Consider the following 20,086-nt stretch of genomic DNA (forward strand, 5'->3'; position numbering starts at 1 on the left):
GAACCGCTGGCGGCTGGCCGGATGCTGGTCATCACCGCCTGCCCGCCCGAGTTGCGCCGCACCACCCGCGAAACCGCGCTTGCGCGTAATCGGTTGGTGTTGGCACTCGCTAGCGATATCGTCGCGCCTCACATCGCTGCTGGTAGCCCGCTTGCCGCGTTGATGAGCGAGCGGGGGTTGGTTTGATATGACCCAACTCCCTATCAAACTTCATGACCTGCTGCGCCAGCGAGCGGTCAAAAGTGGTCACATCGAATACCAAGCTTGGAGGTACCCAAACCCAATCACCCGCACCCCATTATAGTCGAGGCCAAGCGCGCGTTCGCGCAAGAATTGTTGAACCTGATCGTGAAGGTCCTGGTCGGCGACAGCCACAACCAATCCGCACGGATAGATGGTTTATGCCAGTCGCTGATGCAGACATTCCGTAAGAAGTGGATATTGTGTTCGCGGTGGAAGCGCCCGGGTTGTCGCTCGAGGCCTTGCCGCAGCAGATGAACGTGGCGGGCCTGCTGAGTTGCTGTAGCGCAAAAACGTTGGCCTTGATGGACATCCTCGCACTATGCGAGATTTCGGCTACTTGGTCTACCAGTTTTCTTTCCACATCCGCTTGGTTTGCAAGAAGACGCAGTTCTGACTTTTGCAGAGTCGAGTTGCGCGTTTCGGTTCGCAATTGAGCGAGGCTACCCGTCAGGTCTCGAATAACTTCGATGGGCTGCCTTGGTCTTTGCGGCCGGCGGTTCTATACTGGCGGCATGATACATACCGGCTCGGCAGAGCCGCTCAGCTCGAGGTGACCAATGCGTTCCGACAAAATCAAAAAGGGCTTTGAACGAGCCCCCCACCGCTCTTTGCTCAAGGCTTGCGGAGTGACCGATGCCGATATGGACAAGCCCTTCATCGGGGTCGCCAACTCCTACATCGACATCATTCCCGGCCATGTGCATTTGCAGGAGTTTGGTCGCATCGTCAAGGAGGCCATTCGCGCCGCTGGTGGTATTCCTTTTGAATTCAACACCATTGGTGTCGACGACGGGATTATCATGGGGCACGAGGGTATGCGCTACTCCCTGCCCAGCCGCGAGCTGATTGCCGACTCCATCGAGACCGTAGTGCAGGCGCATCACCTCGATGGCTTGGTCTGCATTCCCAACTGCGACAAGATCGTACCGGGCATGATCATGGGCGCCCTGCGCTGCGACATCCCCACGGTTTTCGTGTCGGGTGGGCCGATGGAGGCGGGCAAGCTCGCCGACGGTACGCCGGTGGATCTAGTCACTGCCTTCGAGGCGGTGGGGCAATTCAAGCGCGGGCAGATTACCGAGGCGCGCCTCAAAGAAATCGAAGACAAGGCCTGCCCCACCTGTGGTTCCTGCTCCGGCATGTTTACCGCCAATAGCATGAACTGCCTGATGGAAGTCTTGGGCATTGCGCTGCCGGGCAACGGCACGGTGCTGGCGACGGCGGCGGCGCGCCGCGACTTGGTGCGCACAGCGGCGGCACGGATCATGGCCATCGTCCAGGCTGGTGGGCCGACCATGCGCCAGTTGGTGGATTTCGAGGCCATCGACAATGCGTTCATCCTCGACATGGCCATGGGTGGCTCTACCAACACCGTCTTGCATACTTTGGCCATTGCGCGCGAATCCGGCATCGACTACCCCTTGGCGCGTATCAATGAGCTGGCGCAGCAAGTCGCCTACCTAGCCAAGGTCTCGCCGGCCCTCTCCACGGTGCATATCGAGGATATTGGCCGCGCTGGGGGCATTCCCGCTATTTTGCACGAGGTGCACAAGCGCAACGGCAACGTCCTGCACCTCGACAAGCCAACCGTAAGCGGCCAGACCCTGCGCGAAATTGTCGAGGCTGCCGAGGTTCGCGACAGTAAGATCATCCATCTGGCCACGGATCCGTTTTCTCCCACCGGTGGCTTGCGGGCGGTTTTTGGCAATCTCGCCCCGCAAGGCGGCATCGTCAAAATTGGTGCCGTGGTGCCGGCCATGCGCAAGTTTGCCGGCCCGGCCAAGATTTTTGAGAGCATGGAGACTGCCGCCGAAGGGATTCTGGCGGGCGAGGTGGAGGCCGGTCAGGTGGTGGTCATTCGCTACGAGGGCCCCAAGGGCGGCCCCGGTATGCCCGAAATGCTCACTCCCACCGCCAACATCATGGGTATGGGGCTGGGGGAATCGGTGGCGCTCATTACCGACGGCCGCTTCAGCGGCGCTACCCGCGGTGCCTGTATTGGGCATATTTCGCCAGAGGCAGCAGAGGGCGGACCCATCGCCCTGCTACGCGACGGCGACATCATCGAGCTCGATCTGGATGCAGGCAAACTCGACGTAAGGCTGAGTGAGGAGGAACTCGCTCGGCGTCGGGAAAGCTGGGTACCCGTCGAAAAGCCCCTGAAATCCCCTTGGCTGCGCCGCTACCGTAAACTGGTAACCAACGCCGCCATGGGCGCCATTTTGGAGTCCTGACTTGACAGCGTCTTCCTTGCGGGTTGGCGTTTACGTCGACGCCGAGAATGTACGCTTCAACGGTGGCTACTCCATGCGCTACGACGTGTTGCGGCGCTTTGCCGCACGTGGCGATGGGCGCAATGCCTCGCAGCTCATCCGTCTCAATACCTACATGGCGGTAGATGGGCAGCGCAATCGCACCGACCGCGACTATCACGACCGTATTCGCTCCTACCAACAGGCAGTGCGTGATCTCGGCTGGAAAATCATCGAAAAGCCCGTGCGTTGGTTTACCGATGAGGAGGGCAATGCAGTGGCCAAGGCCAATGCCGATCTCGACTTGGCGGTGGACGTGATGCTGCAGTCGGAGCGGCTCGATCAGGTGCTGTTGGTGACCGGTGACGGCGATTTTTTGCAAGTGGTACGTGCGTTGCAAAACCGCGGCTGTCGCGTCGAGGTGCTGGGTTTTCGTAATGTTTCCGTGGCCTTGCAGCACGAAGCCGATGCTTTCTACTCGGGCTTCCTGGTGCCGGGCCTGCTGCCGGTGCGCGGCGATGGGCGCTTACCCTGGGGCGAAATCGGCTCGCGGGTGCGGGGTATATGCAGTCGCTGGGAGCTGGAACGGGGCTTTGGCTTTGTCCGTTTTCAGCGGCAACTGAGCGGCCAGCTCTGGGTAACGGATACCCGCCAAGATGATTCTCCCTACAGCTCCGCCTTTGTGCATGTGACGGACCTGCCGCGGGAGCTCGATGTAGCCGATTTGCCGAGCCGCGACATCGTCCTCGAGTTTGATCTCGAGTCGAGCGAGATGGAGCGTGGTGGCTTCGTTGCCAAGCGCTGCACGGTGGTGTACCGCTACGACGGCAAGTACAACGCAGCGCCGCGCCTCGATCAGCGCGAGATGGAACTCTTGCCCGCGGCGTATACCGGCGTAGACGGGGAAATGGAAGAGGTAGAGGAACGCGGCAAACCAGAGGACTGAGCTGCGCTTCAATTCTCTCGCAGGCTGCGTAAAAAAATGCCACTGCGCCGCTGCAGGTTGTACAGCCCTTGCTTAGGTACCGGCAATTCCTTGAGGCTGCCGCGCCGAAAGGAACGTTCCAAAAACCACTGGCCACTTTGGGTGCTGAGCACAAAAACTTCTTGCAGGTTGAGCTTGCGCGCCGTGGCGACCCCGTACTCCAATAACTGCTCGCCGCGGCCTTCTTCCCGATATTGTTCGTCTACGGCTAAGCAGGCGATTTCCGCCATGCCGTACTCCGGGTAGGGGTAGACGGCAACACAGCCGATGATCTTGCCGTCGCGCTCCATGACCGTGAACTGCTCCACCTCCCGCTCTAGGCGCTCGCGCCCACGCCGCACCAGTACCCCGCTCTCCTCGAGGGGGCGGATCAGGGCCATGATGCCGGGAATATCGCTGCGACTAGCCGGGCGCAGGTGCTCGAAAGGATCGCGGGAAATCATGCTGCCCAAGCCGTCGCGGGTGAAGAGTTCACGCAGAATAGCGCCATCCTCCCGGCGCGGAATGATATGCACCCGCTCGACATTGCGGCGACAGGCCTTCTCGGCACTGCGAAGATGCTCGTGGATGGCTTCGGGCAGCGGTTCGGCCAAGAGGGCGGGGATTTCCGAGAGCACGATCTGCCGCTGCAATTCGCCCTGGGCATCGAGCACGCCAGGCTCGTCGGCATAAAAAATGAGCTTGGCGGCATCGAGGGCGATGGCGGCGGCAACGGCAATGTCTTCGGCGCGAATATTGAAGAGCGTACCCGTGGGCGAAACCCCGATGGGGGAGAGCAGCACGACCTCATCGGCAGCAATGTGCCGTTGGATGGCCTCTACCGCCACCCGCCGTACCTCGCCGGTGTACTGGTAGTCGACACCGTTGAGGATGCCAATGGGTTGGGCAATGATGAAATTGCCGCTGCTCACCTGCAATCCGGCATGGGCCATGGGTGAGTCTTGTCTGCCCTCGGAGAGCATTGCCTCCACCTGCAGGCGCACTCCGCCCACCGCAGGGATGAGCCGTTCCATGATGGCGGCGGTGGTAATCCGCCTGCCTTCGACGCGCTCGGAGTGCAGTCCGGCTTGCGCCAAAGCAGCGTCGATTTGTGGCCCCGCGCCGTGCACCAAAACGACATTGATGCCGAGGCTGTTCAGTAGGGCGATATCCTGGGCAATGGTCCAAAAGTGGCCGTCAGCCACCACGTCGCCGCCAAAATTGATGACGAAAGTCTGCCCGCGAAAGCGATGGATATACGGCGACGATTCGCGAAATTGGCGAACGAAGGCATCTTTGGCCACGGCTTGGCTTAGGAGGAGAGGGGAATGGTCCGCCGTGCCGGTCGTTGCTGACGGCGCTGTTCGGCTTCTTCTGGGGTCAGGGTCTGCAGGGCGAAGGCGTGGATGCTCTCGCCGATACCCTCGACGGCGGCATAGACCAAGCGATGGCGGGCGAGGGGGGCAAGGCCGGCAAAGCGGCTGCTTACCACCCGCAGCTCAAAGTGTCCGCCCTCGCTGGTCGCCCCGGCATGCCCTTCATGGGCCTCGCTACGATCGCGAATCTGCAGCTCTTCCGGCTCCAGCGCCGTACGTATGGCATTTTCTATGGCTTGCTGGTTCATCAAAACACCGCCTTGTAGGGCTGTACGCTTACGTTGGCGTACACGCCATGACTGAGATAGGGTTCGGCGGCGGCCCACTGTTGGGCATCCGCCAGGGAATCAAAACGGGCAATGATCAGGCTTCCACTAAAGCCCGCCGCACCCGGGTCTTCGCTGTCGATGGCGGGGAAGGGACCGGCCGTCAGCAGCCGATCTTCGGCGCGTAGTTGGTGCAGTCGCGCCAAATGCTCGGCACGTGCCTGTTGGCGTAGTTCCAGGGAGTCGGGGTTGTCGATACCGATAATGCAGTAGTACATGGCGTTCCTCGCGAACAAACGAGCTTCAGTCTAGCACAGGCCGAATCAGTGCGAATCCTTGCTGCCAAGGGCGTCGGGCGGCAGGGCACGGCTAATGAGAATGGCCTGATAGATCACAAACAGCACCGTCAAAATCAATAGCCCAAAGAGCTTGAAATCCACCCAAATATTGGTAGGGAAGGTATAGGCGATGGCGAGATTGAGCACCGCCAGTATCACAAAAAAGATGATCCAATAGCGATTCAGGCGCCGCCAGAAGGCATTGGGCAGGCTCACGGGTAGCTGCGCGCCCATGAGCCGTTGCAGCAACGGCGTTTCCCGCCAGTGGGTCCAGAGCAGGGCAATGGCAAAGAGCAGATACAGGATACTCGGCTTCCATTTGATGAAGGTATCGTTATGAAAATAGATGGTTAGACCGCCAAAGACCAAGATCAGCAGGGTCGAAATCCAGGTCATGCTCTCTACCTTTCCCTGCCGGCGCCACTGCCAGAGCATCAACAGCACCGAGGCGACGATGAGCACCTTGGTGGCAAAATAGATGCCGTGAATCTTGTAAGCCACAAAGAAGAGGATAACCGGTAAAAAATCGATGAGCAGTTTCATGTCAACGCCAAAACGGGTAGGGTTGGGCTCAGTGTAGCGATGGGAAGGAGGCTTTGCCTAGTGGAAGTGGATGATCGCATCTTGCAGCTGCTGCGCCTGCTTGGTCAGGGCGAGGCGGAAAAGTTGCCCAATTTTGCCGAGGTACGCGCAGCGCGTTGGCGCCGTCATGGCCTCGCCGGGCGCTTGGAGCCATTGCAGCGCCTCGATTTGCCCCGTCTCGACAGCCTGCTCGGCATTGACGAGGCCAAGGCGACGTTGGTAGCGAACACTCGCCAATTCGTTGCCGGTTTGCCCGCCAACGATGCCCTGCTTTGGGGCGGGCGCGGTACGGGCAAGTCGTCTCTGGTAAAGGCTCTTTTAGGTGCCTATGCCGACGCCGGGCTGCGCTTGGTCGAAATCGACAGCCAAGCCATTCTCGACTTGCCGGAGATCCTTGCCGCCATTGCCCGCGCCGACCCCGAAGAGCGTTATCGTTTTGTGTTGTTTTGCGATGATCTTTCCTTTGGCAGCGACGACCCTGCCTACCGCTCCCTCAAGTCCCTTCTCGATGGTGGCGTTGAGGCACGGCCGGCCAATGTGTTGCTCTACGCCACCAGCAACCGCCGTCATCTCTTACCCCGGCATTTTTCCGATAACGAGGAATACCATCGCCATGGGGAGGAGATCATTGCCGGCGAAACCGCCGAGGAAAAGATCAGCCTTTCGGAGCGTTTTGGCCTCTGGTTGGGCTTTTATGCCTTTGATCAGGCCCAGTATCTCGACATCGTTGCCAGCCACCTGCGGCTTTTGGGCAACGACGACGAGCGCGACGCTTGGCAGGCCGAGGCGCTGCGTTGGGCCCTGCAACGCGGCTCGCGCAGCGGGCGGGTGGCGCAGCACTTTGCCCGCCATTGGGTAGGCAGCCGGGGCTTGGCCCCGGGCGGTACTGCTTAGCCCTTGGGTAATTCCTTTTGGATTTGCTGCAGCAACTGCGCGTGGATGCGCAGATTGCCGGCAACGATGTTTCCGGAACGCAAGAATTCCTGCTCGCCGTGAAAATCCGTAGCCAGCCCGCCGGCTTCCTGAATGAGCAGGGCACCGGCGGCGATGTCCCAGGGTTTCAGATGGAATTCCCAGAAGCCGTCGTAGCGCCCGGCGGCCACATAGGCGAGATCGAGGGCGGCAGATCCGGCTCGGCGCAGGCCGGCGGTCTTTTGCATCAGGCCCTTGAAGATGGCCAGATATTCGTCGAGGTAGCTGAAATCGCGAAAGGGGAAACCGGTCGCGATGAGGCTGTCGTCCAATTCTCGCCGTTGGCTAACGCGCAGGCGCCGATCATTGAGATGGGCGCCGCCACCGCGGCTGGCACTGAAGAGTTCGTTGCGCAGAGGATCGTAGACAACGGCATGTTCGAGCCGCTGCTGGCGGCGTATGCCAATGGAAACCGCAAGGCTCGGCACACCGTGAATGAAATTGGTGGTGCCATCGAGAGGATCGATGATCCACTCGTATTCGCGGTCTTCGATGCGCGTGCCTTCTTCCGCCAGAATGCCGTGATCCGGGTAGGCGCGTTGGATGACCTCCACGATGGCCGCCTCGGCACGCTGGTCGACTTCGGTAACAAAATCGCGCGGTCCTTTGCTGCCGACGCGGATTTCGTTGACGCGGTCGATGTTGCGGTTGATGATGTCGCCGGCCTTGCGGGCAGCGCGGATCGCAGTTACAAGAATGGGATGTTGCATGACAACCTTGGCTCGGAATGTGAAACATGAGCGAGTATAGAGAAAAGCCGGCCCCCCTGCACGGTGCGGAGAGCCTCGCGCAAATTCGCGTCGTTTTGGTCGAACCCAGTCACCCGGGCAACATTGGTTCGACGGCGCGGGCGATGAAGGTCATGGGCCTGACGCGCTTGGTGCTGGTGCGCCCGCGCTTCTTTCCGCATCCCGAGGCCGACGCCCTCGCCTCCGGCGCCGAGGATGTATTGCAGCGAGCCGAGGTACACGATGACTTGGCAAGCGCCCTCGCCGACTGCGCACGGGTCTACGGCACCACCGCGCGTGATCGCCATATTCAGTGGCCGCAAAGCGATGCACGCTCGGCGGCACAAGAGATGATCGCCGCCGCCGCACAAGCGCCGGTGGCTATACTCTTTGGTCGTGAGAGCAGTGGCCTTAGCAACAGCGAACTCGACCTGTGCCAGCACTTGATCCAGATTCCTACCGGCGATCTCTACCACTCCCTCAATCTTGCCCAGGCGGTACAGATTCTGTCGTATGAGCTGCAAATGGCAAGCAATGCGGGGGTGGCACCGTTGCCAGAGCTACCGGAGCGCGGCGCACTGGTGGCAGAGCGCGAAGGCTTTTATGCCCAATTGCGCGATGTGTTGCTTGCCAGTGGCTTTTTGCAGGCACCGCGGGAGGAGCACATGATGCGACGTTTACGCCGCCTTTTCGACCGCGCCCAGCCGAGCGGCAACGAAATCGACATCCTGCGCGGTATTCTCACCGAAATTACCCGCTGGGCGAGCAAAGGGGAGGGGCGCTGATGTCCTTGCGCGACGACCTCGATGCCATCTTTGCTCGCGACCCCGCCGCGCGCACCCGCTTTGAAATTCTCCTAACCTATCCTGGCGTGCATGCGCTTTTTGCCTATCGCCTCGCCCATTGGCTATGGGAGCACAAGTGGTTTCTCGTTGCCCGTATCCTCTCCGCCATTGCGCGCTGGCTCACCGGTATCGAAATTCACCCCGGCGCCAAGATCGGCGCCCGTTTTTTCATCGACCACGGCATGGGGGTGGTGATTGGCGAAACGGCGGAAATTGGCGATGACTGCACCCTCTACCATGGCGTTACCCTGGGCGGTACCTCCTGGCAGCCGGGCAAGCGTCATCCTACCCTGGGCAATGGCGTCATCGTTGGTGCCGGTGCCAAGGTGCTTGGGCCTATCAGCGTTGGTGACAATGCCCGCATCGGCTCCAATGCGGTGGTGGTCAAGGATGTGCCAGACGGGGTGACCGTGGTGGGTATTCCGGGGCGGACGATAAACAAGAGCTCCAGCGACAGTCATTTCGATGCCTATGGCCTGACCGGGCAAATGCCCGACCCCGTGGCGCGGGCGGTCGAATGCATGCTGGAACACATGCAACACCAGGACCGTGAATTGGCAGAACTGCGCACCCAACTCGCTGCCCTACGGCCAGAGGCTGGGGCCATCGAAATCGTCGAGAGTCCAGAATGTTCCCTCGATGCCGCCGACAAGGGAACGGTAGCGAATAATAGTTGACTAATTCAGTAGGGATAGTAGGATAGGCAAGCAGTCAGGAGGGTATAGGTCATGAAGTTGACGACAAGGGGTCGCTACGCGGTTACTGCTATGCTCGACCTCGCATTACATGCCGAGGACGAGGTAGTCACCGTTGCCGATATCTCCCGCCGTCAACAGATTTCCGTTGCCTATTTGGAGCAACTCTTTGGGCGTCTGCGCAAGCAGGGTTTGGTGGATAGTGTGCGCGGTCCTGGCGGCGGTTATCGTTTGGGCCGAGCGGGAACTGACATCCCGGTCGATGAAATCATCCGCGCCGTCAACGAATCCATCAATACCACCCAATGCGGTGGAGACCCAGTGCAGTGCTGCAAGGGCGAGGGCCAGCAGTGCCTCACCCACGACCTCTGGGAGGCCTTGGGGGAGCAAATCGGTCGCTTCCTGCACGGCATCACCTTGGCGCAGCTGGTGCAGGAGCAGCGGCGCAAGCTGCAGCAGCCGGGTACCCTTCCTTTACGAATGACAGAGCGGGAACAACAGCGTCCCGCCCACGGGTAAGCGAGGTGTCTATGAGCGCAGTACAGGCAGAAAAGGTGAACAGTCCCGCTTTGCGGGATCGGCCCATTTATCTCGATTATCAGGCGACCACGCCGGTCGATCCCTTGGTGGTCGAGGCGATGTTGCCGTACTTGACGCAGAATTTTGGCAATCCAGCCAGTCGCTCCCACAGCTACGGCTGGTTGGCCGAGGAAGCGGTCGAGAAGGCACGTGCCCAGGTGGCCGCCGCCATCCACGCTGACCCCAAGGAGATCGTCTGGACCTCGGGCGCTACCGAATCCAGTAATCTGGCCATTAAGGGTGCGGCGCACTTCTATTCTGGCAAGGGCAAACATCTGATTACCCTGCGCACGGAGCACAAGGCCACCCTCGATACCTTTCGCCAGTTGGAGCGCGAAGGCTTCGAGTGTACCTATCTCGAAGTGCAAGAGAATGGACTGGTCGATCTCGATGCTTTCCGCGCCGCTTTGCGTCCAGACACCATCCTCGCCTCGGTGCTCTTCGTCAACAACGAAATCGGCGTCATCCAGCCCATGGAAGAGATTGGCAAGATGCTGCGCGAGCACAAGATTCTCTTTCATGTCGATGCGGTGCAGGCCCTCGGCAAGGTGCCGGTCGATGTCGAAGCCATTCAGGCCGATCTGATGAGTCTTTCCGGTCATAAGATCTACGGACCCAAAGGCATTGGTGCCCTCTACGTGCGACGTAAGCCGCGGGTGCGCATCGAAGCGCAGATCCACGGTGGTGGCCACGAACGCGGTATGCGGTCGGGCACCTTGCCGACGCACCAGATCGTGGGCATGGGGGCTGCGGCGGAGCTTGCCGTACAAAGCATGGAGAGCGACTCCCGGCGTATTCGCCAACTGCGTGATCGTCTGCTCAACGGCATCATGAGCCGGGTCGAAGAGGTCTACATCAACGGCGACATGGAGCACCGGGTGCCCCACAACCTCAACCTGAGTTTTGCCTTTGTGGAGGGCGAGTCGCTGATCATGGCGCTCAAGGGTATTGCCGTGTCGAGTGGCTCGGCCTGCACCTCGGCCAGTCTCGAACCTTCTTACGTTTTGCGCGCCTTGGGTAAGTCCGACGAATTGGCGCACAGTTCCATCCGCTTCGGTATTGGACGCTACACCACCGAAGAGGAAATCGATGAGACCATCGAGTTGGTGGCCTCGAAAGTGGGCAAACTGCGGGAGTTGTCTCCCCTCTGGGAAATGCATCTCGAGGGAATCGACCTCAACTCCGTGCAGTGGGCGGCACACTGATTCCAGATAACAGGAGACAAGTCATGGCATACAGCGAAAAAGTCATCGATCACTACGAAAACCCCCGCAACGTCGGTAGTTTTGCCAAAGAAGAGGCAGGGGTGGGTACCGGTATGGTGGGTGCGCCTGCCTGTGGCGATGTGATGCGCCTGCAGATCAAGGTCAATGAGCAGGGCATCATCGAAGATGCCAAATTCAAGACCTACGGTTGTGGCTCCGCCATTGCCTCCAGCTCTTTGGTCACGGAGTGGGTCAAGGGTAAGTCGCTCGACGAAGCGATGCAGATCAAGAACAGCCAGATTGCCGAGGAGCTCGAACTGCCCCCGGTCAAGATCCACTGTTCGGTGTTGGCAGAGGATGCCATCAAGGCTGCCATCGAAGACTATCGCAAGAAGTCCGGCGCGGTATCGGCAGCCGAGACCCATTGAGGGTACGACTATGGCACTGAGCATGACTCCGGCAGCGGCCCGGCAGGTACGCAAAAGTATCGAAAAGCGGGGTAAGGGCCAGGGTATCCGCATTGGTGTAAAAACCAGCGGTTGCTCGGGTCTGTCTTATGTCATGGAATTCGTTGATGAACCCCAGGCAGAAGACTTGGTCTTTGCCCAAGATGACGTCCGTATTTTTGTCGACCCCAAGAGCATGCTGTACTTGGACGGCACGGAGCTGGATTTTACCCGCGAGGGACTGAACGAGGGATTTCGCTTCAATAACCCCAACGTCAAAGACAGTTGCGGTTGCGGCGAAAGCTTTACCGTATAAGATGTCGAGCTGTCCTTCCTGTCGGGCGTCGTTGCTGCCGGGGGTGGCTACCTGCCCGCACTGTGGTTCCCTGCAGCCCTTCGACCCCAACCTCTCGCTCTTTGCGGTATTGGGCCTTGCGGAGGATTTTCCTCTCGATCTAGCGGAGTTACGCAAGCGGGTGCTGGAGCGGCAACAGTTGCTGCACCCCGATCGTTTTGCCCAGGCCGACAGCGCCCAGCAGCGCCAATCGTTGGAGTGGAGTACCCGCATCAACGAGGCGCAGGCAGTCTTGGGCGACCCCTTGCGGCGCGCCGACTACCTTTTTCAGCAGCGCTTTGGCCACTCGGCCTTGGGCGAGGAGATGGGTAGCCTGCGTGATCCCGAGCTCCTGCTACGCGAGATGGAGCGCCGGGAGGCACTCGACGATGCCGTTGCCATTCGTGATCAAGCGCAACTCGATCGTCTGCGCGCCGAGGCGAATGCCGAAGAACAAGAATTGATGGAGAGGATGACGGCAGCCTTTGCCGCTCCTCAGGAAGCGCAGATTGCCCGTCTCTTGCAGGAATGGCAGTATCTGCGCAAATTTCTCGCAGAAATCGATGCAAACGAGGAACGGTGGGATTACGCCTGAGCCCCCCACGGTTCGCGTTGAGGAGCTGGAATGGCGTTGTTGCAAATTGCCGAACCTGGGCAGTCCACTGCCCCGCATGAACATCGGCTAGTCGTTGGCATCGACCTGGGGACCACGCATTCCCTCGTGGCGACCTTGCGCTCGGGGGTGCCGGAGGTCTTGCGCGACGAGCAAGATCGCTACCTGTTGCCCTCGGTAGTGCAGTACCGAGCCGACGGAAGCGTTTTGGTGGGCGAGGAGGCGCGTGCCAGCGCCGCACAAGATCCCCACAACACCATAGCCTCGGTAAAACGGCTCATGGGTCGAGGACCAGAAGACCTCCAAACTCTTGCTGGCGAGTTGCCCTATCGTCTTGCCGCTGGCGATGGAATGCTGCGGCTGCAAACCGTCCAGGGAGAAAAAAGCCCAGTCGAGGTATCGGCGGAAATCCTCAAGGTATTGCGCCAGCGGGCCGAGGCATCCTTGGGCGGGAAGCTTTTGGGTGCAGTCATTACCGTGCCGGCGTACTTCGATGACGCCCAGCGGCAGGCCACCAAAGATGCCGCCCGCCTAGCCGACATCCATGTGTTGCGCCTGCTCGCCGAGCCGACGGCAGCGGCGGTGGCCTACGGGTTGGACAAGGGAGCCGAGGGGCTCTATGCGATTTATGACCTTGGCGGTGGCACCTTCGACCTCTCGCTACTGCGTTTGCAAAAAGGCGTCTTTGAGGTCTTGGCAACGGCTGGCGACGCCGCCCTTGGGGGGGACGACATGGACCGCTGCATTGCCGAGCAGATGCTGGCGCAGTTGGCAGACCGGGCGCCCAGCAGCCCGAGCTGGCAGCGGCAGGTGTTGTTGGCTGCCCGCGTCATCAAGGAACGGCTGAGCGACGCCGAAGAAGCGAGCGTCGAGTTACAGTTGCCCGACGGCACAAGGCTGGATTGGCACTTACGCCGGGAAGAGCTGGAAACCTGGATTGCGCCGGTAATCCAGCGCAGTTTTGCCCCTTGTCGTCGGGCCCTACGTGATGCCAAGGTGCGCCCGGAGCAAATCCAGGGGGTGGTTCTGGTGGGCGGCGCCACGCGCGTCCCCCTCTTGCGGCGCATGGTGCACGAATTCTTTGGTCAGGAGCCCTTGGCGGACATCGATCCCGACCAGGTGGTAGCCCTCGGCGCGGCGATTCAGGCCGACGCCTTGGCGGGCAACCAGCAGGGTGACCTACTGCTCATGGACGTGTTGCCGCTCTCCCTGGGTTTGGAAACCATGGGTGGCCTGGTCGAGAAAATCATTCCCCGCAATACCCCCATCCCCGTTGCCAAGGCGCAGGAATTCACTACTTTCAAGGATGGCCAGACCGCCATGAGCATCCATGTCTTGCAGGGAGAACGCGACCGCGTGGTCGATAACCGATCTCTGGCGCGATTCACTTTGCGCGGCATCCCGCCGATGGTGGCGGGGGCAGCGCGTATCCGCGTCACCTTCCAGGTGGATGCCGACGGCCTCCTCGCCGTGAGCGCGGAAGAGACCAGCACTGGCGTGCGCGCCGAGGTGCAGGTCAAGCCTTCTTATGGCCTCGACGACGCGGAAATTACCCGCATGCTGCGCGAAGCCCTGGAGCATGGCAAGGAAGATGTGGAGGCTCGCCGCTTGGCGGAAGCGCGGGTAGAGGCGGAGCGGGTGCGCGAGGCTCTCGATGCCGCCCTGGCCAAGGATGCTGCCCTACTCGATGCGCCAGAGCGAGCCCGGATCGATGCTGCGCGCGCACAGCTCTTGCAGGCTTTGGCGGGTAATTCGGTGGAGGCGCTCAAAGGTGCAGCCGAGGCAGTGGAAAAAGCGGCCGAGGTTTTGGTCGAGCGGCGAATGAATCAGGCGGTGCGCACGGCAATGGCCGGGCACTCCATCGATGAATGGAGCGACAAATGACCAAAATACGCTTTTTGCCCCATGCGGATGTCTGCCCGAAGGGAGCAGAAATCGAGGCGGAGCCCGGGGAGACGATCATTAACGCGGCGCTGCGCAATGGTATCCCCATCGAGCATGCCTGTGAGATGTCGTGCGCTTGTACCACTTGCCATGTCGTCATCCGCGCCGGCTTCGACAGCCTCGAACCCGCCGAGGAGAAGGAGGAGGACTTGCTCGACCGCGCCTGGGGGCTAGAGCCGGAGTCTCGCCTGAGTTGTCAAGCCCGGGTCGCCAAGACCGATCTCGTCGTCGAAATTCCCAAGTACACCATCAATCTGGAAAAGGAGCGACACTGATGCGTTGGACCGATACCCAGGAAATTGCCATTGCCCTCGACGAAGCCTATCCGGACTGCGATGTGCAGCACCTCCGCTTCACCGACCTACATCGCTGGATTGTCGATTTACCGGACTTTGAGGATGACCCGGAAGCCTCCAACGAGCGCATACTCGAGGCCATACAAATGGCCTGGCTTGCCGAGCGCGAATAGAGCCCGGTAATGCCCAGGGCCGCCATTGCCCTGTCGGGGGGGGTCGATTCTGCCGTCGCTGCGGCACTGTTGCATGAGGCCGGCTATGATCTCATCGGTCTCACCATGCGGCTTTGGCCCAAGAGCCGCTGTTGCGACGAGCGCGATATCGAAGATGCGGCGGAGCTCTGCGCGCAGCTTGGCATTCCCTACCAAGTGCTCGATTATCGCGAGCGATTTCGCAAAGAAATTGTCGATCCCTTCATTGCCGACTACGCGGCGGGACGCACGCCCAATCCCTGCACTCGCTGCAACCAGACCCTGAAATTTTCGGCTTTATGGCAGGAGGCCCAGGCCTTGGGAGCGGAGGTGCTGGCCACCGGACATTATGTGCGCCAACAGACCGCCCCCGAGGCGCAGCTCTGGCGCGGGGTCGATGCGCGCAAGGATCAGTCTTATTTCCTCTATGGCATCGAGCGCGACCTGCTGCCGCGGCTGCGCTTTCCCTTGGGCGGACTGCGCAAGGAGGAGGTCCGCGCCCTGGCGCATGCACACCGCCTGCCTATTGCCGACAAGCAGGAGTCGCAAGACATTTGCTTTGTTGGCGGTGATTATCGCCACTTTCTGCGGGAGCAGGGGGTGGAGAGCCGGCCCGGGAAGATCCTCGGTCCCGAGGGAGAAGAATTGGGCACCCACGAAGGGGTAATCCATTTTACCGTTGGTCAGCGCCGCGGCATTGGCGGCGGCAGTGCCGAGCCCCTCTATGTGTTGGCGGTGGATGCCGAGCGCGCGGAGGTGCGGGTGGGGCCTGCCGCGGCGCTGCTCAAAGAGCGCCTGGAGATCAGTGACTGCAACTGGCTGCTGAACTGGCAGCCGGGGGAGGAGCAGCAGGTGGAGGTCAAGCTGCGCTATGCGGCAGCACCGGTTCCAGCACTTTTACGTCTGCAGGAAGGCGGGCGGGCGAGCTTGCAACTTTCCCAGGCGCAGCGAGCGATTACTCCGGGGCAAGCTGCCGTCTGCTATCGGGGCGAACGCCTGCTTGGGGGTGGCATTATCGCCGGTCTTGGCAATGGCGTTGTCTCTGGGCCAGAATGGCCGCTTCTGCGGGAGTGAGAGATGAGCGAAGCAAGCGAAGAGCAACAGATCTTTCGCGTCCTGGTGGTGGAGGATGAAGAGGGTATTCAGGAGCTACTGCGACTGACCCTACAGAAGCACGGGTTCGAGGTACTTTGTGCGGCAAGTACCGAGGCCGCCGAGGATCTCTTGGTCGATCCGGCGCCGCACCTGATCATCCTCGACTGGATGCTGCCGGGGGAGAGTGGTATTGCCTGGTGTCGGAATCTGCGTCGGCGCGACACCTTGCAAGGTATCCCCATCATCCTGCTCACCGCGCGTAGCGAGGAAGGGGATCGCGTACACGGCCTCGAGTCCGGGGCCGATGATTACCTGATCAAACCCTTCTCGCCGCGGGAGTTGGTGGCACGGGTCCAGGCCCTGTTGCGACGCAGCTACGGTGGCTTTTCCCCCAATCGGGTGCGCATTGGGGATCTGTATATCGACATCAAGGCCCATCGGGTGCTGGTGCAGGACCAGGTGGTGAGCATGGGACCGACGGAGTTCCGTTTGTTGCGCTTGCTGGTCACCAACCCCGACCGGGTCTACAGTCGCGAAGCCCTGCTCGACCTCATCTGGGGGCGGCAAACCTATGTCGAGGAGCGCACCGTCGATGTCCACATCCGGCGCCTGCGCCGCTGCCTGGAAAGCTACTCGTACGCCCACATCATCGAGACCGTGCGCGGCGAGGGGTATCGTTGCAACCCCGTTCCGCCGCCGGCACAAAACCTTAGTAAAGTACCATGAACCACCTGCGGGCCTGGGTGCCAGCCCTGCTGCCCCTTTCCATCCTTCTCGCCTGGAAGCTCCTCGGCGCCAGCGGCGCATCCCTCCTGCCGCCTCTTTGGGGTACCCTGGTGTTGCTATCGCTGTGGATTGGTTGGCACCGGCAAGAGGCGCTGCGTTTTCGCGCCTGGTTTCGCGAAAAGAAAACCCGTATTCCGCCCCTCAGTAGCGGTATCTGGGAAGAGACCTTTGCCGAGGGCTACCACTGGCGTCGGCATCAGGAGCAGCGGCAACACACCCTCAATCAGCAGATCATGCAACTGCGTGATGCCCTGCAGGCCCTGCCCGATGCGCTTTTGCTCATGGACGACGAAGGGCGCTTGCTATGGATGAACCCGGCGGCGGTGAGCCTCTTGCACCTCCATTGGCCGGAGGACCTCGGCAAGCCTTTATCCTTTTGGCTGCGTATGCCGCAAATGCAGGAGTTTCTCGCCGGCGCCGGCCCGAGCAGCATGGCGATGGAATTTGCCGATCGTCCCAATGCCGCCTTCGAGGTACTGCGCTATCCCCTCGGCAGCGCCGGGGCTTTGGTGCTTTTTCGCGATGTTACGCGCTTGCGGCAGTTGGAACAGGTACGCCAGGACTTCGTTGCCAACGTTTCCCACGAGTTGCGCAGCCCGCTGACGGTCATCCGCGGCTTTCTGGAGAATCTTCTCGACAGCCCTTTGGCGCAAGATGCCGAGGTAGGACCGCAGTTGCGGCTCATGGAGGAGCAGGGGCAGCGGATGCAGTCGCTTGTCGAGGATCTGCTCTCTCTGGCGCGGGTGGAAAGCGCCGAACCGGATCCGCAGCGTTGTGAGAACATCTTTGTGGCGCAATTGGTGGAGCGGGCGCGAGAAAGCCTCATGGCTACCATCCTCGACAAGGAACTCGCCCTCCACCTGGAACTCGATCTGGGCCTGGCGGTGTTTGCCGAACCTTTGGATATTTCGGGAATTGTGCAAAATCTTCTCGAAAATGCCGTCAAATATTGTCCGCGCGGGCGAGATATCTTTATCGCCTGGGGGGAGGAGGAGGGCTCGCTCGTGCTGCGCGTGCGCGATACCGGTGAGGGTATTCCCGAGGAACACCTACAGCGCATTACCGAGCGCTTCTATCGTGTCGATAAGGGTCGCTCCCGGCGTATCGGTGGTACCGGTCTTGGTCTTTCCATCGTCCGTCACAGCGCCGAGCGCTATGGCGGACGCTTGCAGGTGCGTAGCGTGGTCGGCCAGGGTTCTGAATTCGTCGTCTTTCTGCCGGCCGAACTCGCCCGGCGCGGTAATTCCTGGCAAGACTAGGAGCCGCTGTCATCAAAGTGTCATAATCTTCGGTTATAGTGCAGTCAGTAAAAACCTATGGGGGGTCGCCATGTCTGCTGCTGAAAACAGCGTCAAAGTTTCCGTACGTAATCTGGATTTCTATTATGGCGAGCACAAATCGCTGAAAGGGATCAATCTAGACATGCCGGCCAATCAGGTCACCGCCTTCATTGGGCCTTCTGGCTGCGGCAAATCGACGCTCCTACGGGTATTCAACCGCATGTATTCTCTCTATCCGGGGCAGCGCGCCACTGGTCAGGTCCTCCTCGATGGCGAAGACATCCTTGCCCCCAATTACAATGTCAACTTGCTGCGGGCCCGCGTGGGAATGGTCTTTCAGAAGCCCACGCCTTTTCCGATGTCGATTTATGACAATATTGCTTTTGGCATCAAGCTCTACGAGAAACTGCGTAAAGTAGAAATGGATGAGCGTGTGGAGCAGGCCCTGCGCCAAGCGGCTCTATGGGATGAGGTAAAAGATAACCTGAAGAAGAGTGGCTTGAGCCTTTCCGGTGGTCAGCAACAGCGTCTGTGTATTGCCCGGGCGGTGGCGGTGCGCCCCGAGGTCATCCTCCTCGACGAGCCCACCTCGGCGCTGGACCCCATCGCCACCCTCAAGATCGAGGAGCTGGTGGCGCAACTGCGCGAGCAGTTCACCCTGCTGATCGTTACCCATAACATGCAGCAAGCGGCGCGAGTCTCTGATTTTACTGCTTTTATGTATTTGGGCGAGATGGTGGAGTACGGCCCCACCCAGCAACTTTTCACCAACCCGCAAAAGAAGCAGACTGAAGATTACATCACCGGTCGTTACGGCTAAGGAGCGACAACATGTTGAATACCGATCCCCATGTTTCCCATCGTTTTGACGACGAACTGAACGCGGTGCATGAACTGGTCCACCGCATGGCCGGGGTGGTGGAGGAGCAGATGCGCAATGCGCTCAGTGCCCTGTTGCATCAGGATGAGGCTCTGGCCAATGAAATCATCGGTCGCGACAGTGTCGTCAACGATTACGAGCTGCGCATCGAGGAAGAGTGCATCAATATCCTGGTACGCCGACATCCGGCGGCCAGTGATTTGCGCTTGGTGATGACCCTGATCAAATCCATTGCCGATCTCGAACGTATTGGTGACAAGGCGGTCAAGATTGCCAGCATGTCCTTGTCGATGCAGCGCAGCAGTGCCAGCGTTAATAACCGCTTTTTACGCGATATCAAGGTGATGGGTGACTACGCCCTGGGGATGTTCCGGAAAGCCATGGATGCCCTTGCCAACAACGATGCCGAGGCGGCCGTCGAAATTGCCAAGGGGGACGAAGAGCTAAACCAAGAATATCGCGCCGCCATGCGCCGTCTCATTACCTATATGATGGAGGATCCGCGGACGATTACGCCGGCCATCGACGCCCTCTTTGTGGCCAAAGCCTTGGAGCGCGTTGGCGACCACGCCCGCAACCTCTGTGAGTACGTGATCTACCTTGTCAAAGGGGTCAACGTCCGTCATATTCCCTTGGAGGATGTCGGCAAGCAACTCCAGGATTGAATCATGCCCAGTGACGACAGCGCCCTAAATCGAAACCTTCTTGCCGCGCTGGATCTGGGATCCAACTCCTTCCACATGGTCATCGCCGAAGAGATTGGCGGTGAGCTGCGTCTCCTCGACCGGCTGCGTGAGGGGGTGCGGCTCGCCGAGGGCTTGCTCCCGAATGGCGACCTTGCTCCCGAAGTCGCCGCCCGTGCCATCGAATGCCTGCAGCGTTTTGGGCAGCGCCTGCGCACGGTTCCCAAGGAGCGCACCCGCGTGATCGGTACCAACACCCTGCGCATGCTGCGCCGGGCCGAGGACTTCTTGGCGCAGATCGAGGCCGCGGTGGGGGTGCCGGTAGAGATCGTTGCCGGGCGGGAGGAAGCGCGCCTGATATATCTAGGTGTTTCTCATAGCTTGGCCGTTGCCCCGGAAGAGCGCCGTCTAGTGGTCGACATTGGCGGCGGTAGCACGGAAATCATCGCCGGGCGAGGCTTTCAGCCAGGTATTCGCGAGAGCCTGCATTTTG

At 60.4% G+C, this 20,086-nt stretch carries 24 protein-coding genes and 1 pseudogene; 20 read left to right on the top strand and 5 right to left on the bottom strand.

Annotated features, from left to right (window positions below):
* Nucleotides 1-21: 21 nt before the first annotated feature.
* From RTI30_RS04255 to RTI30_RS04265, 3 genes are all read left to right on the top strand, one after another.
* On the top strand, nucleotides 22-186 hold the full coding sequence (locus tag RTI30_RS04255; protein WP_312260937.1) for a hypothetical protein: 165 nt from the start codon (nucleotides 22-24) through the stop codon (nucleotides 184-186).
* Between the two features lie 614 nt (nucleotides 187-800).
* Entirely contained in the window at nucleotides 801-2,477 is a 1,677-nt protein-coding gene (ilvD, locus tag RTI30_RS04260; protein ID WP_312260935.1) for a dihydroxy-acid dehydratase, read from the top strand.
* Between the two features lies 1 nt (nucleotide 2,478).
* Nucleotides 2,479-3,441, top strand: a complete 963-nt coding sequence (locus RTI30_RS04265; protein WP_312260933.1) for an NYN domain-containing protein — start codon at nucleotides 2,479-2,481, stop codon at nucleotides 3,439-3,441.
* An 8-nt stretch (nucleotides 3,442-3,449) separates the two neighbouring features.
* Here the strand turns inward: RTI30_RS04265 and argA are convergent, their stop codons facing one another.
* The 4 genes from argA to RTI30_RS04285 are packed head-to-tail and all read right to left on the bottom strand — an operon-like array spanning nucleotide 3,450 to nucleotide 5,982.
* Nucleotides 3,450-4,763: an amino-acid N-acetyltransferase gene (gene argA, locus RTI30_RS04270; protein WP_312260931.1), complete on the bottom strand. Its 1,314-nt coding sequence runs from the start codon at nucleotides 4,761-4,763 to the stop codon at nucleotides 3,450-3,452.
* A gap of 8 nt (nucleotides 4,764-4,771) precedes the next feature.
* Nucleotides 4,772-5,083, bottom strand: a complete 312-nt coding sequence (locus RTI30_RS04275) for a BolA family protein (RefSeq protein WP_312260930.1) — start codon at nucleotides 5,081-5,083, stop codon at nucleotides 4,772-4,774.
* Entirely contained in the window at nucleotides 5,083-5,379 is a 297-nt protein-coding gene (locus tag RTI30_RS04280) for a YciI family protein (protein WP_312260928.1), read from the bottom strand. Before RTI30_RS04280 ends, RTI30_RS04275 begins: the two co-directional genes overlap by 1 nt.
* A gap of 45 nt (nucleotides 5,380-5,424) precedes the next feature.
* Complete coding sequence (locus RTI30_RS04285) at nucleotides 5,425-5,982, bottom strand: septation protein A (protein ID WP_312260926.1); 558 nt, start codon at nucleotides 5,980-5,982, stop codon at nucleotides 5,425-5,427.
* Between the two features lie 60 nt (nucleotides 5,983-6,042).
* Here RTI30_RS04285 and RTI30_RS04290 point away from each other — a divergent pair, with 60 nt between their 5' ends.
* Complete coding sequence (locus RTI30_RS04290; protein ID WP_312260924.1) at nucleotides 6,043-6,915, top strand: ATP-binding protein; 873 nt, start codon at nucleotides 6,043-6,045, stop codon at nucleotides 6,913-6,915.
* Here RTI30_RS04290 and RTI30_RS04295 read toward each other — a convergent pair.
* The gene (locus tag RTI30_RS04295; RefSeq protein ID WP_312260923.1) at nucleotides 6,912-7,703 is read right to left on the bottom strand and encodes an inositol monophosphatase family protein; all 792 of its coding nucleotides are present in this window, start codon (nucleotides 7,701-7,703) and stop codon (nucleotides 6,912-6,914) included. The genes RTI30_RS04290 and RTI30_RS04295 overlap by 4 nt on opposite strands.
* Nucleotides 7,704-7,729: 26 nt before the next feature.
* Here RTI30_RS04295 and RTI30_RS04300 point away from each other — a divergent pair, with 26 nt between their 5' ends.
* From RTI30_RS04300 to RTI30_RS04375, 16 genes and pseudogenes are all read left to right on the top strand, one after another.
* On the top strand, nucleotides 7,730-8,506 hold the full coding sequence (locus tag RTI30_RS04300) for an RNA methyltransferase (protein ID WP_312260921.1): 777 nt from the start codon (nucleotides 7,730-7,732) through the stop codon (nucleotides 8,504-8,506).
* A complete protein-coding gene (cysE, locus tag RTI30_RS04305) occupies nucleotides 8,506-9,243 on the top strand; it encodes a serine O-acetyltransferase (RefSeq protein ID WP_312260919.1) in 738 nt (245 codons plus the stop codon). Before RTI30_RS04300 ends, cysE begins: the two co-directional genes overlap by 1 nt.
* 51 nt (nucleotides 9,244-9,294) lie before the next feature.
* The gene (locus RTI30_RS04310; RefSeq protein WP_312260917.1) at nucleotides 9,295-9,780 is read left to right on the top strand and encodes an Rrf2 family transcriptional regulator; all 486 of its coding nucleotides are present in this window, start codon (nucleotides 9,295-9,297) and stop codon (nucleotides 9,778-9,780) included.
* A gap of 11 nt (nucleotides 9,781-9,791) precedes the next feature.
* Nucleotides 9,792-11,045, top strand: a complete 1,254-nt coding sequence (locus RTI30_RS04315; RefSeq protein WP_312260915.1) for an IscS subfamily cysteine desulfurase — start codon at nucleotides 9,792-9,794, stop codon at nucleotides 11,043-11,045.
* A gap of 23 nt (nucleotides 11,046-11,068) precedes the next feature.
* Nucleotides 11,069-11,473, top strand: coding sequence for a Fe-S cluster assembly scaffold IscU (gene iscU, locus RTI30_RS04320; protein ID WP_312260913.1), 405 nt, complete (start codon nucleotides 11,069-11,071; stop codon nucleotides 11,471-11,473).
* A gap of 10 nt (nucleotides 11,474-11,483) precedes the next feature.
* Complete coding sequence (gene iscA, locus RTI30_RS04325) at nucleotides 11,484-11,807, top strand: iron-sulfur cluster assembly protein IscA (protein ID WP_312260911.1); 324 nt, start codon at nucleotides 11,484-11,486, stop codon at nucleotides 11,805-11,807.
* Nucleotide 11,808: 1 nt separating this feature from the next.
* Nucleotides 11,809-12,420, top strand: a complete 612-nt coding sequence (hscB, locus tag RTI30_RS04330) for a Fe-S protein assembly co-chaperone HscB (RefSeq protein WP_312260909.1) — start codon at nucleotides 11,809-11,811, stop codon at nucleotides 12,418-12,420.
* A 30-nt stretch (nucleotides 12,421-12,450) separates the two neighbouring features.
* Entirely contained in the window at nucleotides 12,451-14,322 is a 1,872-nt protein-coding gene (gene hscA, locus RTI30_RS04335) for a Fe-S protein assembly chaperone HscA (protein ID WP_312260907.1), read from the top strand.
* Nucleotides 14,319-14,657: an ISC system 2Fe-2S type ferredoxin gene (fdx, locus tag RTI30_RS04340; protein WP_312260905.1), complete on the top strand. Its 339-nt coding sequence runs from the start codon at nucleotides 14,319-14,321 to the stop codon at nucleotides 14,655-14,657. The genes hscA and fdx overlap by 4 nt, the downstream gene beginning before the upstream one ends.
* Nucleotides 14,657-14,851 carry a Fe-S cluster assembly protein IscX gene (iscX, locus tag RTI30_RS04345; RefSeq protein ID WP_312260903.1) on the top strand — a complete coding sequence of 65 codons (195 nt, stop codon included), beginning with the start codon at nucleotides 14,657-14,659 and terminating at the stop codon, nucleotides 14,849-14,851. The genes fdx and iscX overlap by 1 nt, the downstream gene beginning before the upstream one ends.
* Before the next feature lie 9 nt (nucleotides 14,852-14,860).
* Nucleotides 14,861-15,943 (top strand): tRNA 2-thiouridine(34) synthase MnmA, encoded by a 1,083-nt coding sequence (gene mnmA / locus RTI30_RS04350; protein WP_312260901.1) that lies wholly within the window; start codon nucleotides 14,861-14,863, stop codon nucleotides 15,941-15,943.
* Between the two features lie 3 nt (nucleotides 15,944-15,946).
* Nucleotides 15,947-16,690, top strand: coding sequence for a phosphate regulon transcriptional regulator PhoB (phoB, locus tag RTI30_RS04355; RefSeq protein ID WP_312260899.1), 744 nt, complete (start codon nucleotides 15,947-15,949; stop codon nucleotides 16,688-16,690).
* A complete protein-coding gene (gene phoR, locus RTI30_RS04360; RefSeq protein ID WP_312260898.1) occupies nucleotides 16,687-18,009 on the top strand; it encodes a phosphate regulon sensor histidine kinase PhoR in 1,323 nt (440 codons plus the stop codon). Before phoB ends, phoR begins: the two co-directional genes overlap by 4 nt.
* 70 nt (nucleotides 18,010-18,079) lie before the next feature.
* Nucleotides 18,080-18,850, top strand: a complete 771-nt coding sequence (pstB, locus tag RTI30_RS04365) for a phosphate ABC transporter ATP-binding protein PstB (RefSeq protein ID WP_312260897.1) — start codon at nucleotides 18,080-18,082, stop codon at nucleotides 18,848-18,850.
* Nucleotides 18,851-18,861: 11 nt separating this feature from the next.
* Nucleotides 18,862-19,575: a phosphate signaling complex protein PhoU gene (phoU, locus tag RTI30_RS04370; protein ID WP_312260895.1), complete on the top strand. Its 714-nt coding sequence runs from the start codon at nucleotides 18,862-18,864 to the stop codon at nucleotides 19,573-19,575.
* Nucleotides 19,576-19,578: 3 nt separating this feature from the next.
* Nucleotides 19,579-20,086, top strand: a pseudogene (locus RTI30_RS04375) (Ppx/GppA family phosphatase); the annotation flags it as partial.

This window comes from Candidatus Igneacidithiobacillus taiwanensis, from assembly GCF_031962545.1.
Classification (GTDB): Bacteria; Pseudomonadota; Gammaproteobacteria; order Acidithiobacillales; family Acidithiobacillaceae; genus Igneacidithiobacillus; species Igneacidithiobacillus taiwanensis.